General features: G+C 46.9%; 14 protein-coding genes and 1 pseudogene. 12 read left to right on the top strand and 3 right to left on the bottom strand.

What is annotated here, in order from left to right; genetic code table 11:
• Window positions 1-9 precede the first annotated feature (9 nt).
• The 7 genes and pseudogenes from FD968_RS07490 to cysM all read left to right on the top strand — a co-directional run.
• A pseudogene (locus FD968_RS07490) lies at window positions 10-348 on the top strand (integration host factor subunit beta); the annotation flags it as partial.
• Between the two features lie 66 nt (window positions 349-414).
• Window positions 415-1626 (top strand): lipopolysaccharide assembly protein LapB, encoded by a 1212-nt coding sequence (lapB, locus tag FD968_RS07485; RefSeq protein ID WP_215365184.1) that lies wholly within the window; start codon window positions 415-417, stop codon window positions 1624-1626.
• A gap of 44 nt (window positions 1627-1670) precedes the next feature.
• Window positions 1671-3035, top strand: coding sequence for a UDP-glucose/GDP-mannose dehydrogenase family protein (locus tag FD968_RS07480; RefSeq protein ID WP_215365182.1), 1365 nt, complete (start codon window positions 1671-1673; stop codon window positions 3033-3035).
• 41 nt (window positions 3036-3076) lie between these two features.
• Complete coding sequence (gene rfaE1, locus FD968_RS07475; RefSeq protein WP_215365180.1) at window positions 3077-4006, top strand: D-glycero-beta-D-manno-heptose-7-phosphate kinase; 930 nt, start codon at window positions 3077-3079, stop codon at window positions 4004-4006.
• Window positions 4003-5022, top strand: coding sequence for an ADP-glyceromanno-heptose 6-epimerase (rfaD, locus tag FD968_RS07470; protein ID WP_215365178.1), 1020 nt, complete (start codon window positions 4003-4005; stop codon window positions 5020-5022). Before rfaE1 ends, rfaD begins: the two co-directional genes overlap by 4 nt.
• Before the next feature lie 87 nt (window positions 5023-5109).
• A complete protein-coding gene (locus FD968_RS07465) occupies window positions 5110-5535 on the top strand; it encodes a helix-hairpin-helix domain-containing protein (protein WP_215365176.1) in 426 nt (141 codons plus the stop codon).
• Between the two features lie 41 nt (window positions 5536-5576).
• Window positions 5577-6488: a cysteine synthase CysM gene (gene cysM, locus FD968_RS07460; RefSeq protein WP_215365175.1), complete on the top strand. Its 912-nt coding sequence runs from the start codon at window positions 5577-5579 to the stop codon at window positions 6486-6488.
• 9 nt (window positions 6489-6497) lie between these two features.
• Here the strand turns inward: cysM and FD968_RS07455 are convergent, their stop codons facing one another.
• A complete protein-coding gene (locus FD968_RS07455) occupies window positions 6498-7763 on the bottom strand; it encodes a lytic transglycosylase domain-containing protein (protein ID WP_215365173.1) in 1266 nt (421 codons plus the stop codon).
• A gap of 83 nt (window positions 7764-7846) precedes the next feature.
• On the opposite strand from FD968_RS07455, the gene FD968_RS07450 reads away from it, so the two are divergent.
• The 5 genes from FD968_RS07450 (at window position 7847) to FD968_RS07430 (ending at window position 14059) form a co-directional block, all read left to right on the top strand.
• A complete protein-coding gene (locus tag FD968_RS07450) occupies window positions 7847-8767 on the top strand; it encodes a histone deacetylase family protein (protein ID WP_215365171.1) in 921 nt (306 codons plus the stop codon).
• 43 nt (window positions 8768-8810) lie between these two features.
• Window positions 8811-10463, top strand: a complete 1653-nt coding sequence (locus FD968_RS07445; RefSeq protein WP_215365169.1) for an acyl-CoA synthetase — start codon at window positions 8811-8813, stop codon at window positions 10461-10463.
• 84 nt (window positions 10464-10547) lie between these two features.
• A complete protein-coding gene (locus FD968_RS07440) occupies window positions 10548-11297 on the top strand; it encodes an electron transfer flavoprotein subunit beta/FixA family protein (protein WP_215365167.1) in 750 nt (249 codons plus the stop codon).
• Window positions 11298-12233, top strand: a complete 936-nt coding sequence (locus tag FD968_RS07435; protein WP_215365164.1) for an electron transfer flavoprotein subunit alpha/FixB family protein — start codon at window positions 11298-11300, stop codon at window positions 12231-12233. It abuts the gene before it with no gap.
• 38 nt (window positions 12234-12271) lie between these two features.
• Window positions 12272-14059, top strand: a complete 1788-nt coding sequence (locus FD968_RS07430) for an acyl-CoA dehydrogenase (protein WP_215365162.1) — start codon at window positions 12272-12274, stop codon at window positions 14057-14059.
• Between the two features lie 47 nt (window positions 14060-14106).
• Here FD968_RS07430 and FD968_RS07425 read toward each other — a convergent pair whose 3' ends face one another.
• The gene (locus FD968_RS07425) at window positions 14107-14553 is read right to left on the bottom strand and encodes a hypothetical protein (RefSeq protein WP_215365160.1); all 447 of its coding nucleotides are present in this window, start codon (window positions 14551-14553) and stop codon (window positions 14107-14109) included.
• A 17-nt stretch (window positions 14554-14570) separates the two neighbouring features.
• Entirely contained in the window at window positions 14571-15101 is a 531-nt protein-coding gene (locus FD968_RS07420; RefSeq protein ID WP_251367542.1) for an META domain-containing protein, read from the bottom strand.
• Window positions 15102-15266: the final 165 nt, after the last annotated feature.

Below are 15266 nucleotides of genomic sequence, written 5' to 3'. Positions count from 1 at the left end.
TGATAGATCATGACAGATCAAGAGCAACAAGCAATTACCCGCTCCGAACTCGTGGAGAGCCTCGCGGAACAGTTTCCGCAGCTGCTACCTAGAGATGTGGAGTTGGCGGTAAAAACACTGCTGGACACAATGACTCAAGCATTGGCTGAGGGTAAGCGGATCGAGTTGCGTGGCGTTGGAAGTTTTGTACTTCACCATCGTCCTGCGCGCACTGGTCGCAATCCAAAGTCTGGCGAGAAAGTGTTGATTCCAGAAAAACGCGTTCCGCACTTTAAGCCTGGCAAAGAGTTGCGTGAGCGAGTAGATTACAAGCCATTGAAACAGGCGGGCCCCAAAGAGGGTTCAGGTGCCTAGTATTCTGGCTCATTCTCAGTGGTCCATTCGGACCATTTTTTTATTTAGAATCTGCACGCTATGATTCAGATAGCTACTGCTTGGTTACTGCTTCTGCCGGTAATGTTTGGCATAGGCTGGCTGGCATCACGCTGGGACTTGCGTCTTGAAAATCGCATGGATGAGCGTGAGCGTATGCGTCAGCAGCGCTCTACCTTTAAAGGTTTAAGCCTTTTATTGAACGAGCAGCCGGACCAAGCGATTGAAACATTGGTCAAGATTGCTCAATTAGATCCTGAAACGGTTGAGCTTCATTTTTCTCTTGGCAACTTATTCCGTCGTCGTGGCGAGACTGAGCGTGCTATTAAAGTACACCAGCATTTAGCCAACCGCGATGACTTAAAGCCGCGTGATCGCGATCATGCTGCTTATGAATTAGGCCGTGACTTCTTACGCGCTGGTTTATTGGATCGCGCTGAGGCATCGTTAAACCGTGTTGGTGACGGCAAGTATGCTGTTCCAGCAAAAGAGAGTTTGCTGGAGATGTATCAAGTAGAGCGTGATTGGAAAAAAGCCATCATCGCCGCTACTGAACTTGAGGGCTTACAGGGCAAATCGCATCAAACCGAGATTGCTCAGTTTCACTGTGAGTTGGGGCAAGATGCTTTGCGTCGCAAAGATTTAGTGGATGTAGAACAGTCAATCTCACGAGCGCTACAAGCCGTACCCAATCATGCTCGTGCCCTAATTTTGCAAGGTGATTACTTAATGGCATTAGAGCGCCCTGCACAAGCGATTGAAGCTTGGAGTTTAGTTGCCGCATCTCATCCCGCCTACATGCATTTATTGGCCGATCGTTGGATGGTGGCCCACGCTGCTCTCGGCAAGGAAAATGAGGGGCTTGATCATCTCTGCGAATTACTCAAAACCCAAGCCTCTGGCGAACTATTAGATATTGTTCATAAGCAGGTCATGAAAATTCGTGGACCTGAGGCTGCCAATGTGATGTTGGCTGAAGTCATGCAGCACTCACCAAGTTTGAGTGCCTTATCGAAGTTGGCAGAAACCCGTCTCGCCTTAGAGGAGGGAAGCGCCAATCCTGAAAGACTATTGGAGTTGCAATCGATTCTTCAGCTCTTGCGTCAGCGCACTACAAGTTTGGCTCGCTATACCTGTGGTAACTGTGGTTTCCGAGCCCGACGTTTTTATTGGCAGTGCCCTGGTTGTAATAATTGGGAGGCATACTCCCCAAGACGTTCCGAGGGTGCTGCACCAAGCGGCCCATCGATGTAATACCATTTATAAAAATAGATACTTAGACATTACTAGGGGTTTACTTGAAAGTTACGATTATCGGCAGTGGTTACGTAGGCTTGGTTACCGGCGCTTGTCTTGCTGAACAAGGCAATAATGTTTTTTGCCTAGATTTGGATCCTAAAAAGATTGAGATACTGAACTCAGGTGGGGTTCCTATTTACGAACCAGGCTTAAAAGAAATGATCGAACGTAATCGAGCTGCTGGTCGCCTACAGTTCTCGACTGATATCGCTGCTTCTGTAGCTCATGGCGATGTTCAGTTCATTGCAGTAGGTACACCTCCTGATGAGGACGGTTCTGCTGATCTTCAGTATGTTGTTGCCGCAGCTCGCAATATTGGGCGTCATATGAGTACCGCGAAAGTGATTGTGGATAAATCTACCGTACCAGTGGGTACAGCGGATAAAGTATCAGCAGCAATCACTGAAGAATTGGGAAAAAGAAGTTTGCCTGCCGAGCTCTGTTCGGTTGTATCTAACCCAGAGTTCTTAAAAGAGGGCGCGGCTGTAGAAGACTTTATGCGTCCTGACCGCATTGTGATCGGCACAGAGAATACTCCAGCAGGTTTGCGTGCGAAAGAGCAAATGCGAAAGCTCTATGCGCCTTTTAATCGCCATCATGAGCGCACCTATTACATGGATGTCAAGAGCGCAGAGCTCACTAAATATGCTGCGAATGCGATGTTAGCTACTCGTATCTCCTTTATGAATGAATTGGCCAACTTGGCTGATTTAGTGGGCGCGGATATTGAGGCTGTACGCCAAGGCATTGGTTCAGATTCACGGATTGGCTTTGGATTCTTATACCCAGGTACTGGGTATGGTGGCTCGTGCTTCCCAAAAGACGTATCTGCTTTATCTAAAACCGCAAAAGAGCATGGGCGCGATCTCAAGATCTTAGATGCAGTTGAGGCAGTGAATGAAATTCAGAAGTACGTTTTGGTTGAAAAGATTGAAAAACGTTTTGGCAAAGATCTCTCCAAGATGAAGTTTGCTATATGGGGCCTCGCATTCAAGCCAAATACTGACGATATGCGTGAAGCGCCTAGTCGCGTCATCATTCAAGAATTGGTCAAGCGTGGCGCCACAGTTATAGCTCACGACCCAGTCGCAATGCCAGAAGCAAAACATTGTTTAGAATTGGATTTTCAAGGCAATCCAGAGGGCCTCAAAAGGGTATCTATGGTTGCTGATCCAATGACGGCATTAGATGGCTGTGACGCACTGGTTATCGTGACCGAGTGGAAAGCATTCCGTAGCCCAGATTTTGATGCAGTCATGCAAAAACTCAAACACGCCATCATCTTTGATGGACGTAATCTGTACGAGCCTGCTTCTATGCAAGAATTGGGTATTGAATACCATGGCATTGGGCGACATAATTAAGCTCATATCGAAATAGCAAGAGATAAATAAAAAACCTTCAAATGGAAAAAGCCAACCGCGAACAATTTTCTAAGGCACGCCTGCTGGTAGTGGGTGATGTGATGTTGGATCGCTATTGGTTCGGTGATACTCATCGCATTTCTCCTGAGGCGCCAGTCCCAGTAGTGCAGGTTGGCAAGATCGATGAGCGTTTGGGTGGCGCCGCTAACGTTGCTCGTAACGTCGCAGCTCTCGGTGCGCAAACCACTATCCTGGGTATTGTTGGTAAAGATGAGCCAGGTCAGCGGGTTATTGATTTACTCAAGTCTGGTGGCGTTGAGAGTCAACTAGAAATTGATTCTGCAGTACCAACAATTGTGAAGTTGCGTGTGATTGCGCGTCAGCAACAATTGATTCGTTTGGATTTTGAAGAGGCTCCTAGTGAAAAAGCCTTGGCACATAAGTTGGAGCGTTTTGAGAAGTTAGTTGGCTCAGCTGATGTAGTTATTTTGTCCGATTACGGTAAAGGTGCCTTAGGTCAAGTAGCTCATATGATTGAGCAAGCTCGAGCGCAAAACAAAATGATCCTAGTTGACCCTAAGGGCGAAGATTACGAAAAGTATCGTGGCGCTACTGTGTTAACCCCAAATCGAAGTGAGCTGCGCCAAGTTGTAGGTCAATGGACGAGCGAAGAAGGTCTCACCAAAAGAGCACAAGACCTTAGAAAGTCGCTGAACCTAGAGGCATTATTGCTAACACGATCTGAGGAGGGTATGAGTTTGTATACCGATGCAGGCGTTAGTCACGTAAAGGCTCAGGCTCGCGAGGTATTTGATGTTTCAGGTGCTGGCGATACCGTGATTGCAACCTTAGCGGTTGCCTTGGCTGCGAAGTGGCCATTAGAAAAGGCAATGGATTTAGCAAATCGTGCTGGTGGTATTGTGGTTGGTAAGCTTGGTACTGCAACCGTTACTTCAGAGGAATTACAGTGACTATTATTGTAACTGGCGCCGCTGGTTTTATTGGCGCGAATATTGTTCAAGCGCTTAATGCACGTGGTGAAAAAAATATCATCGCAGTAGATGACTTACGTCCTGCAGATAAATATCGCAATCTCGCTGATCTCGACATCATTGACTATCTCGATAAAGATGAATTTCTAGAGGCTTTTCGAAGTGGACGCTTTGGTAAGGTAAGCGCAGTATTTCATGAGGGTGCATGCTCTGACACCATGGAAACGGACGGTATTTTCATGATGGCGAATAACTACCGCTACACCATGGATTTATTGGACATCTGCACAGATCAAAAAGTGCAACTTCTCTATGCATCATCGGCTGCTACCTACGGTGGCTCTGATGTGTTTGTAGAAAGTCGCGAACATGAGAAGCCACTCAATATTTATGGCTACTCTAAATTTCTCTTTGACCAGGTGATGCGCAAGCGCTTTGCAGAAAATGCTAATGCTGCGCAAGTGGTTGGTTTCCGTTACTTCAATGTCTATGGGCCACGCGAATCTCATAAAGGCCGCATGGCTTCAGTCGCTTTTCATCAATACCACCAATACAAGGCTAATGGCCATGTCAAACTCTTTGGTGAGTATGGTGGTTATGGTGCTGGTGAGCAAAGCCGTGACTTTGTGTCTGTAGAAGATGTTGTTAAGGTAAACCTCTTCTTTTTAGACCACCCAGAAATCAGTGGCATCTTCAATCTGGGTAGTGGACGCGCTCAGCCATTTAATGATGTGGCATATGCTGTTACAAATGCTATGCGTAAGTTGGATAAAGCACAGCCAGCAACTTTGCAAGAATTGGTCAAAGAAAAAGCGATTGAGTACATTCCGTTCCCGGATGCACTCAAGGGTAAGTATCAGTGCTTTACTCAAGCGGATTTAACAAAACTGCGCGCCGCAGGCTACAAAGAACCCTTCTTGAATGTTGAGCAAGGTGTAGGCCGTTATATCGAGTGGCTGGAGGCTAATTCTGGTTTTTTGGCTAACCCCTTGTAGGTCGGTCAACCCAAAACAATTCTCTTCGTTGTAAATGATCCACGTGCACATGGTGTCCGTGGATTTTTTATTTACTACGGAGAATGTATGACAAAAACTTTCAATTTGAGAAGTACGAGCTTTATGAGAAACGCTTTGGTTTCTACAGTACTGGCATTGTCTTCTTTGGGACTTGCTAATGCTTCGCCAATCAATGTCAATACAGCAACACAGTCTGAATTAGAGAGTATTAAGGGAATTGGCCCATCTAAAGCAAAAACTATCATTGCTGAGCGTTTGGATGGAGGTCATTTTCAAGATGCCAATGATTTGCAAAAGCGAGTGCGCGGCATTGGCATGAAATCTGTTGAAAAAATGGTGGATAACGGTTTAACCATAGAGGCCCCTAGCTCCTTTCGGGAGCCTAATAGCCGCACCAAGAAGGAAGGTGGAGCCTCTAACCGACGTAATTCACGTCATCAGGGTAGTCATCGCAATCAGCCGGAGCGTGCGACGCCACATCGCCGAAATTAAACCCTTCAGGGCGTAGGCTTGCTTATGGCTAAAATGAGCTTATGAGCAAACCTTCTTACCTAACAATTTCGCAGACTGTAGGCAATACCCCACTGGTGCGCCTACAGCGTATTCCTCGTTTAGAGAATGAGAATCGAAATAATGTGATCTTGGGTAAGTTGGAGGGTAATAACCCAGCTGGGTCGGTAAAAGACCGACCTGCGCTGTCGATGATCATGCGCGCACAAGAGCGTGGTGAAATTAAACCTGGTGATACGTTAATTGAGGCAACTAGCGGTAATACTGGCATTGCCTTAGCAATGACGGCTGCCATGCTAGGTTACAAGATGATCTTGGTCATGCCCGAGAATCAAAGTATTGAACGACGCCAAAGTATGGCTGCTTATGGTGCAGAACTCATTCTGACTGCAGCCTCTGGTGGAATGGAATTTGCAAGGGACTACGCCTTGCAGCTTCAACGCGAAGGTCGCGGCAGATTGCTCGATCAATTTGCTAATCCAGATAATCCTAGGGCACATATTGAAACGACTGGCCCAGAAATTTGGCGCGATACCGATGGCCAGGTTACGCATTTTGTATCGGCCATGGGTACCACAGGAACAATCACTGGTGTATCGACTTATCTTAAGTCAATGAACCCCGCGATTCAGATCATTGGGGCGCAGCCTGAGGAAGGTTCACAGATTCCAGGTATTCGTAAGTGGGCACCAGAGTATTTGCCGAAAATCTATCAAGGTGATCGGGTTGATCGTATTGAGTATGTCACGCAAGCAGATGCTGAAGACATGGCAAGACGTTTAGCGGTGGAAGAGGGAATTTTTTGCGGCATCTCTGCGGGCGGGGCATTAGTAGTAGCTTTGCGTATTGCTCGTCAAGTAGAAAATGCCACGATTGTCTTCATCGTCTGCGATCGTGGTGATCGCTACTTATCTACTGGTGTGTTCCCAGCTTAACTCACCTACTTAATTCACTTTAGGTTTTTTCTTGGTACTAGATTTTTTAGCCTTCAATTTTTCTGGGCTACTCTTTGAAGTTGCTCCTTTCATCGGCACCTCATTCACTAGGGCAGCTGGAACTACGCTTTGGTTTTTGTAGCCGAGCGCTTCTGCAAACTCAGCAACACTCTGTGCATAGAAGTAACTGCGGTTGTATTGCACAATCGTCAAGAAATTATTTAAGCCAACAAAATACTGTGCTTGATCGACCCCATCTTTATCAGGGTAGGGTAAATCCACAATCAACGCCTTGCTTTGGGGTTCTACGCCACCACGCTGAAGATCGCCTTGAGAAGGTAATAGGATGCCTTTTTCGATGAGTTCGGCAACGGCGTATTTGAGTTGTGGTTCACCGTCTGCCAACTGTTTTGCTGCTGATATTGCATTTTCTTGAACGGGGAAAGAAACAGGCATGCCTGCTTGCCAACCGTGTTTCTTCATAAAGTTGCCTACGCTAGCGATCGCATCTTTAGGACTTTGTTTGAGATCGATGCGTCCATCACCATCTCCATCAACTGCAAAGTTACGAATGCTGCTTGGCATAAATTGTGGCAAGCCAATTGCGCCAGCATAAGAGCTGTTTTGATTAAGGCAAGCATTAAAGCGAGCGGGATTAAGTCCTTGGATATTATTTTTGGCAGGTAATTTACCACCCGCTTCAGTCCAGCACATCAAGATCAGCTCCTGGAGTTGATCCTTAAATAACTGCTCGCGGGCGGGTTTATTCGGGGTGTCAGGGTAGCTAAAGGCTAGGGTGGATAAAACGTCTTTTACGCGGAAGTTCCCGGTTTGGCGCCCATAGATCGTCTCAATTCCAATAATGGCCACAATAATCTCTGCCGGAACCCCAGATTCTTGCTCCACCTGACTTAAAAAGGCTCGGTTTTCATCCCAAAATGCCTTCCCGGCCTTCAGGCGCACTGGCTCAATAAAGCGTTTGCGGTAAACCAGCCAGTTTTTCTTAAAGGCGCCCGATGGGGGTAATACCAATTTGCGTATGGAGGGAATCGTTTTAGCATCTAGGAAGCCGTTTTCTAGGGTCTGAAGCGGGATTTCTTGGGCTTGTGAGACTTGGTCCAATAGGGTGTTCAGATTTTGGGCGTAACGCGCCTCAGTAGCTGAATCATCAGCTTGGTTTACGATGGGTTGCGGGGTATTGCTTTCTTGAATGGGGGCGCTAGAGCAGGCGCCAAGTGCAAGCGCTAGAAGTAGATAGAAGGCACGAAAGTTCATGCGCAAGGACAAGGATTTTTGAGAATTAAGCACAATGAATTAGATTATAAAAAATACCGTTTTGCTATTAAGGATTACAGCTAATGACAACAGGATACATAACTCACCCAGACTTTCTGAAACATGAGATGGGCAGTCATCACCCAGAGTGCCCTGAGCGCATTCAAGCCATTAACGATCAGATGATTCGGAGTGGGGTAGATCGCTTTTTACATCACCTTGACGCACCATTGGCTAGCGAAGATCAACTGGAGCTGGTGCACAGCCCTGACCATATAGCCTTTGTTAAAGAGCAGGCACCTCAAAGTGGATATGCCATGCTTGATGGCGACACGATTATGAATCCTCATACATGGCAAGCATCCTTGCGTGCTGCTGGCGCAGCGATTGCAGGTGTTGATGCTGTTATGAAGGGCGAGGTTGAGAATGTCTTTTGTGCAGTGAGGCCTCCAGGTCATCACGCTGAACCAACCCGTTCAATGGGTTTTTGTTTATTTGATAACGTGGCCATCGCCGCACGTTACGCTATGGAGACCTATGGCATTGAGCGTGTCGCCATTATTGATTTTGATGTTCACCATGGCAACGGTACCGAAGCCGCATTCTTCAATGACCCAAGTGTCTTGATGTGTAGCTTCTTTCAGCACCCGTTCTACCCTTATAGCGGTCTTGATAGAGCTGACAATATGGTAAATGTGCCCTTGCCTGCGTCTACTCGTGGGGATGTCGTACGCTCGATTGTGGAGGAGCAGTGGTTGCCAGTGCTGCGTAATTTTGAGCCTCAACTCATCATTATTTCTGCTGGATTTGATGCGCATCGTGAAGATGATTTAGGGCAAATGGGCTTGGTTGAGGATGACTATGTCTGGATCACCAAGCGCTTGAAAGAAATTGCAAATCAGTATGCAAATAATCGTATTGTGAGTTGCCTGGAAGGTGGCTACAACTTGTCGGCACTGGGTCGCAGCGTCGTTGCTCACGTCAAAGCCTTGGCTGATATTTAAAGAATCGAAAAATTCAAAATCAAACTGTTATTGAAAGTAAAAGATGGCCAATATTTATGAACAAGGTTTAGATCGCAATCCTGCGAACTTCACCCCAATTACTCCACTTCTCTTTTTGGAGCGCTCCGCAGAAATTTATCCAAAGAAGATTGCGGTGGTTCATGGTAATTTGCGTCAAACTTGGGCGCAGACTTATGAGCGCTGTCGTCGCCTTGCTAGCGCCTTGCAAAAGCACGGTATTGGCTTGGGCGATACGGTTGCAGTGATGCTTCCCAATACGCCACCAATGGTTGAAGCGCACTTTGGTATCCCGATGGCGGGCGCAGTATTGAATGCCTTGAATACACGCTTAGATCCAGAATCGATCGCTTTTATGTTGAACCATGGTGAAGCAAAGGTCGTGATTGTGGATCCCGAGTTTTCAGGTGTGATGAAAAAAGCACTCGAGCTTGCCAAGAAAGAAACTGGCCGCGAGTTTTTGGTGATTGATGTAGAAGAAAAAGAATATGACGTGGCTGGTGAGAATCTAGGAAAGCTGACTTATGAGCAATTGCTGGCGGAAGGGGACCCAAAGTTTCCTTGGCAAGTACCAGCAGATGAATGGCAAGCAATTTGCTTGAACTACACCTCAGGTACAACCGGTAATCCTAAGGGTGTGGTGTATCACCATCGTGGCGCAGCCATTAATGCTGTCTCTAACGTGCTTGATTGGGATATGAATAAGCATCCAGTGTATCTATGGACTTTGCCTATGTTCCACTGCAATGGTTGGTGTTTCCCTTGGACTATCGCTGCTCGTGCCGGCGTTAATGTGTGCTTACGCCGTGTAGATGCTCAACATATCTTTGCTGCCATTAAAGAGCATGGTGTGACCCACTACTGCGCAGCGCCGATTGTGCATAACCTCTTAGTCAACGCACCTGATGAACTCAAAGCTGGTGTGCCAGCGGGCGTGAAAGGCTTAATTGCAGGCGCTGCACCTCCTGCTTCGATTATTGAAGGTATGGAGAAGTTAGGTTTTGATTTAACCCACGTCTATGGTTTGACCGAAGTGTATGGTCCCGCTGCAGTTTGCGTGAAACAAGATGAGTGGAATGATGTGGATATCGGTGAGCGTGCCCGATTAAATGCTCGCCAGGGTGTTCGTTACCACTTACAGCAAGCGATCGATGTACTTGATCCCGAAACAATGAAACCTGTTCCTGCCGATGGCGAAACCATGGGTGAGATTATGTTCAAGGGCAATATTGCAATGAAGGGTTACCTCAAGAACGAAAAGGCAACCCAAGAGGCTTTTGAGGGTGGCTGGTTCCATTCTGGTGATTTAGCTGTCATGAATCCAGATGGCTATATCAAAATGAAGGATCGCAGTAAAGACATCATTATTTCTGGCGGAGAAAATATTTCGTCTGTTGAAGTGGAGGATGTCCTCTATCGCCATCCAGCAGTGATTGCTGCTGCTGTGGTTGCTAAGCCAGATCCAAAGTGGGGAGAAACTCCTTGTGCATTTTTAGAGATTAAGCCGGGCATGGAAGTAACCCCGGCTGATATCATCGCCCACTGTAAGCAGCATTTGGCGGGCTTCAAAGTGCCCAAGGCGATTGTGTTCTGTGAGCTGCCTAAGACCTCGACCGGCAAAATTCAGAAGTTTGAACTTCGTAAGCAGGCAGGATCAGCCTCCGCTATTGATGTCTAGTTCAGTAGTGAGGGCGGTAAAATAAAGGGTTACCCGATTTTTTAGATAAATATCGTTTTAGAGATTGAGGATTGTGAAAGTCAGATGAAGATCTTAGTTGCGGTGAAACGTGTTGTTGATTACAACGTCAAAGTTCGTGTGAAGTCAGATAACTCTGGCGTCGATATTGCTAACGTCAAAATGAGCATGAATCCTTTTGATGAGATTGCTGTTGAAGAAGCAGTGCGCCTCAAAGAAGCAGGTATTGCAACTGAAATAGTGGTAGTGACTGCTGGCGTGACTCAATGCCAAGAAACCCTGCGTACGGCTTTAGCCATTGGTGCAGATCGTGCGATTTTGGTCGAGACCGATACTGAGTTGCAACCCTTGGCAGTAGCGAAGATTCTCAAGGCGCTCTCCGATAAAGAGCAAGTGCAAGTCATCATCCTCGGTAAACAAGCGATTGATGACGATAGCAATCAAACAGGTCAGATGTTGGCTAGCTTGATGGATATTCCACAAGCAACTTTTGCTTCTAAAGTAGTGATTGCTGATGGTAAAGCCACCGTGACTCGCGAGGTTGACGGTGGTTTAGAAACCATCGCTCTGTCATTGCCGGCAGTGATTACTACTGACTTGCGCCTCAATGAGCCGCGCTATGTCACTTTGCCCAACATCATGAAGGCTAAGAAGAAGACGATCGATATTGTTAAACCAGAAGATCTCGGTGTTGACATTGCCCCACGTCTGAAAACGCTCAAAGTAGAAGAGCCACCAAAGCGTAGTGCTGGTGTGATGGTTGCTGACGTAACCGCTCTGGTTGATAAACTCAAAAATGAAGCGAAGGTGATTTAAATGGCTGCTCTTGTAATTGCTGAACACGACAATCAATCCTTAAAGGCGGCGACCTTAAATGCCGTTGCTGCAGCTTTGCAGTGCTCCCCGGATGTGGATGTGTTGGTTGCTGGTAGTGGCGCTGACGCAGCTGCAACTGCAGCAGCTCAAATAGCCGGCGTACGCAAAGTGATTCAAATTGATGCCGCTAATTTGGCAGATCAATTGGCCGAACCTTTGGCCGCACAGATTCTTTCGATTGCGAATGGCTACAGCCATATCCTCGCACCAGCAACCGCTAATGGTAAGAATGTATTGCCACGCGTTGCTGCTAAGTTGGATGTGGCTCAGTTATCTGACATTACTAAAGTTATCTCTGCTGATACTTTTGAGCGTCCGATCTATGCAGGTAATGCAATTGCCACCGTTCAGTCTGGTGATGCGGTCAAAGTGATCACTGTGCGCACTACGGGATTTGATCCTGTAGCTGCTACTGGTGGATCTGCTGCAATTGAAAAGGGCGCCGCCGCTGATAGCGCTGGCAAGTCTTCTTTTGTCGGTCGTGAACTTACTAAATCAGATCGCCCAGAACTCACTGCGGCCAAGATCATCGTATCTGGCGGTCGTGGTTTGGGCTCTGGTGAAAAGTATCAGGAACTGGTTGTCCCTTTAGCGGACAAATTGGGTGCAGCCTTGGGTGCCTCACGCGCTGCTGTAGATGCGGGTTATGTCCCCAATGACTATCAAGTTGGTCAAACAGGCAAGATCGTTGCTCCACAACTATATGTTGCCGTTGGTATCTCGGGCGCGATTCAGCATTTGGCGGGTATGAAAGATTCCAAAGTGATTGTTGCCATTAATAAAGATCCTGAAGCACCAATCTTTGGTGTTGCAGATTACGGCTTAGTGGCTGACCTCTTCACCGCAGTACCTGAGTTAACGAAAGCCCTCTCATAATTTTATATTCCATTCGATTTGAATCAATAGGAGTTGTAATGCCATACGTAGCCCCCGTGAAAGACATGTTGTTTGTTATGAATGAATTAGCGGGACTGTCAGAAGTGGTGGCTTACCCATCTTATGCAGAAGCGGGAGCTGATGTTGATTTGGCCCCAGCCATCTTAGAAGAGTCGGCAAAGTTTAATCAAGATGTTGTGGCGCCACTCAATTGGACTGGCGATCAAAAGCCAAGCTCATTAAAAGATGGTGTAGTGACAACTACTCCTGGCTTTAAAGAAGCATTTGAACAATTTGCTGCTGCAGGCTGGCAGGGTGTCATTCATCCCGCAGAGTTTGGTGGCCAAGGTTTGCCAAAGCTGATTGCTACCGCCTGTTTTGAAATGGTTCACTCGGCTAGCTTGTCATTTGCTTTGTGCCCGATGCTGACGGATGGTGCAATTGAAGCATTGCTCACTGCTGCAAGCCCCGAGCTTCAAGAGCAGTTTGTGCCCAGTATGATTTCTGGTGAGTGGACTGGTTCAATGTGCTTGACCGAGCCACAAGCAGGCTCTGATTTATCGATGGTGCGCTCTAAAGCTGTGCCTGAAGGTAATGGCACTTACAAAATATTTGGTACTAAGATCTATATCACCTATGGTGAGCACGATATGGCCAAGAATATTATTCATCTAGTCTTGGCGAGAACGCCTGATGCGCCTGAAGGAGTTAAGGGAATCTCTTTATTTGTAGTGCCTAAGTTCTTAGTCAATGCAGATGGCTCTTTAGTTGAGCGTAATGATGTTCACTGTGTGTCTATTGAACATAAGCTAGGTATTAAGGCTAGCCCAACCGCTGTATTACAGTTTGGCGATCACGGTGGTGCGATTGGTTATTTGGTTGGCGAAGAAAATCGCGGTCTTGAATATATGTTTGTGATGATGAACGCCGCACGTTTTGCGGTGGGCATGCAAGGTATTGCTGTAGCAGAGCGCGCCTATCAAAAAGCGGTTCAATACGCTAAAGATCGTGTTCAAAGTCGTGACCTAGCTGGGTCTCCAGGTCCAGTGGCAATTATTCATCAGCCCGATGTGAAGCGCATGTTGATGACGATGCGCGCTTATGTTGAGGCATCTCGCGCCTTAGCGTATTACGCTGCCGCTGCATACGATGCACAGCATGCTGCGCCAGATGAAACGGTACGCAAAGCCAATCAATCCGTTTATGAATTCTTGGTACCCATTGTGAAGGGCTTCTCTACCGAGATGTCGATTGAAGTTGCCAGTCTGGGCGTGCAAGTGCATGGCGGTATGGGCTTTATTGAAGAGACTGGTGCTGCACAACACTATCGTGATGCACGCATTCTGACGATTTATGAAGGCACAACAGCGATTCAGGCGAATGACTTGGTCGGCAGAAAAACTGTCCGTGATGGCGGCGCTACTGCAAAAGTACTTGCACAACGAATTGCGGAAACTGAAAAAGAACTGGCTACCAGTGGTAGCGCGGATGCCAAAGCGGTGCTAAAGCAATTAACTGCTGGGCGTGCTGCATTTGATGAGGCAGTGGCTTATATCTTGGCAAATGCGAAGACAGATACCAAAGCGGTATACGCTGGTAGCTTTGCTTACTTACGTTTGTCCGGCTTAGTTTTGGGTGGCTGGCAAATGGCACGTGGCTTATTGGCAGCAGAGCGTTTGCGCGATAGCGATCCTGCCTTCTACAACACCAAGATTGCAACAGCCCGCTTCTTTGCCGAAAACTTATTGCCACAAGCGCAAGCTTTGGCGACATCGATTGTTGAAGGCGGGTACTCTACCAATGCATTAGAAGTGGAGCAGTTCTAAAGTATTGCCAATATCAAGTTAGCACTACATACGAAAGCTATTTGCTATTACTGGGATAGCTTTCTGGCTTCTTGGAGCTGAGAAATAAAGAATTGCTCAAATGCAATCGCCAAGAAGGTCATCATGACACCAGCGCCAAGCACTAGAGAAAAGATGACTGTCAAAATGACTAACCAGCCCGATTGACTGCGCTGATCTTCTGCAATGCCAGGATTAAATTGTGCATCCCATTTTTCATCAGGACGAAGACCAAAAGCAATTGTGGTGAGCCAACTTGCTTCAATTGCAATAAAGCCAAAAGTCAGTAGCACCCAACCAGGGCCTGAGTGAAAGTGTGCATCTTTGAGTAGACCCCAGCCAACAAATCCTCCAAATAATGCGAACAATTGTGCCCAAGCCCAGAAGGATTTGAGGCCCTGCAAATAAAAGCAATTCAGACCAGTGCCTGGAAATAATAGGCCGAGTGTACAAAATAGAAGTTTGGATTTTTTCATAAAGGTATTAATACTTTTTATTTAGTGGTCACAGAGCGTTGCGTAAAACTCAGCACTTCACGATCGGCGCCAATCATCAGTAGTTGATCGCCGTTACGAACAATGCTGCGGTAGTCATTGAGCTCGTACAGAAAATCATTTTCCAACTCCATGCGTTGCGGAGCGCAAGCCATTTTTGTACTGGCAATTTTGCTCAGGCTAAAGCCTCGAGAATCTTCATTGAGCTCTGCGGTAAAGCGATTGCATCCAGTAGATCCACTTACCCGTTGGCCATTGGCATCAAAAGTAATTTGAATCGGGTTGCTTGCTTCGCCTTGGGGTATTTGGCGGGCCCGAACCTCGCCATAGCTATTGGGGGGTAAATTCCAGCGAGTGAGCTCCCAACGGGTATTGCGTAGTTCGCTACTTGGCGGGCTGATTTTGGCGCCACAGGGGGGAATCACATTAGCGCAGGCACTCAAAAGCCCTAACGCTATGCAAGAAAGCACAATCCCGAGGTGCTTTAAAGAGCCTCTAAAGCGCATTAATGGGGGTATTTTATCGGGCATATTGTTATAAGTGACTGATTTATATGTATTTTTTATATTGATTTGGATTCTATTCTACTGTCTTCAACGCTTAAATAGGTGGAAGAAGTAGGGGTTTTCGTCTAGAATATGAGGTTTTCCGCTTTACCGTACGTTTAGTTGGTGAGCTGGAGCCCAAGATTTTTG

Source organism: Polynucleobacter sp. AP-Titi-500A-B4, assembly GCF_018688095.1.
Lineage (GTDB): Bacteria > Pseudomonadota > Gammaproteobacteria > Burkholderiales > Burkholderiaceae > Polynucleobacter.
Note: the sequence above shows the minus strand (reverse complement) of the source record. Positions and strands in the feature narration are given on the sequence as shown.

Bases quoted from the DNA above. Each gene is read 5' to 3' on its own strand.
- FD968_RS07445 (WP_215365169.1), top strand. From the start codon at position 8,811: ATGGCCAATATTTATGAACAAGGTTTAGATCGCAATCCTGCGAACTTC.
- cysM (WP_215365175.1), top strand. From the start codon at position 5,577: ATGAGCAAACCTTCTTACCTAACAATTTCGCAGACTGTAGGCAATACC.
- lapB (WP_215365184.1), top strand. From the start codon at position 415: ATGATTCAGATAGCTACTGCTTGGTTACTGCTTCTGCCGGTAATGTTT.
- FD968_RS07425 (WP_215365160.1), bottom strand. From the start codon at position 14,553: ATGAAAAAATCCAAACTTCTATTTTGTACACTCGGCCTATTATTTCCA.
- FD968_RS07455 (WP_215365173.1), bottom strand. From the start codon at position 7,763: ATGAACTTTCGTGCCTTCTATCTACTTCTAGCGCTTGCACTTGGCGCC.
- FD968_RS07465 (WP_215365176.1), top strand. From the start codon at position 5,110: ATGACAAAAACTTTCAATTTGAGAAGTACGAGCTTTATGAGAAACGCT.
- FD968_RS07440 (WP_215365167.1), top strand. From the start codon at position 10,548: ATGAAGATCTTAGTTGCGGTGAAACGTGTTGTTGATTACAACGTCAAA.
- rfaE1 (WP_215365180.1), top strand. From the start codon at position 3,077: ATGGAAAAAGCCAACCGCGAACAATTTTCTAAGGCACGCCTGCTGGTA.
- FD968_RS07450 (WP_215365171.1), top strand. From the start codon at position 7,847: ATGACAACAGGATACATAACTCACCCAGACTTTCTGAAACATGAGATG.
- FD968_RS07420 (WP_251367542.1), bottom strand. From the start codon at position 15,101: ATGCCCGATAAAATACCCCCATTAATGCGCTTTAGAGGCTCTTTAAAG.
- FD968_RS07430 (WP_215365162.1), top strand. From the start codon at position 12,272: ATGCCATACGTAGCCCCCGTGAAAGACATGTTGTTTGTTATGAATGAA.
- FD968_RS07435 (WP_215365164.1), top strand. From the start codon at position 11,298: ATGGCTGCTCTTGTAATTGCTGAACACGACAATCAATCCTTAAAGGCG.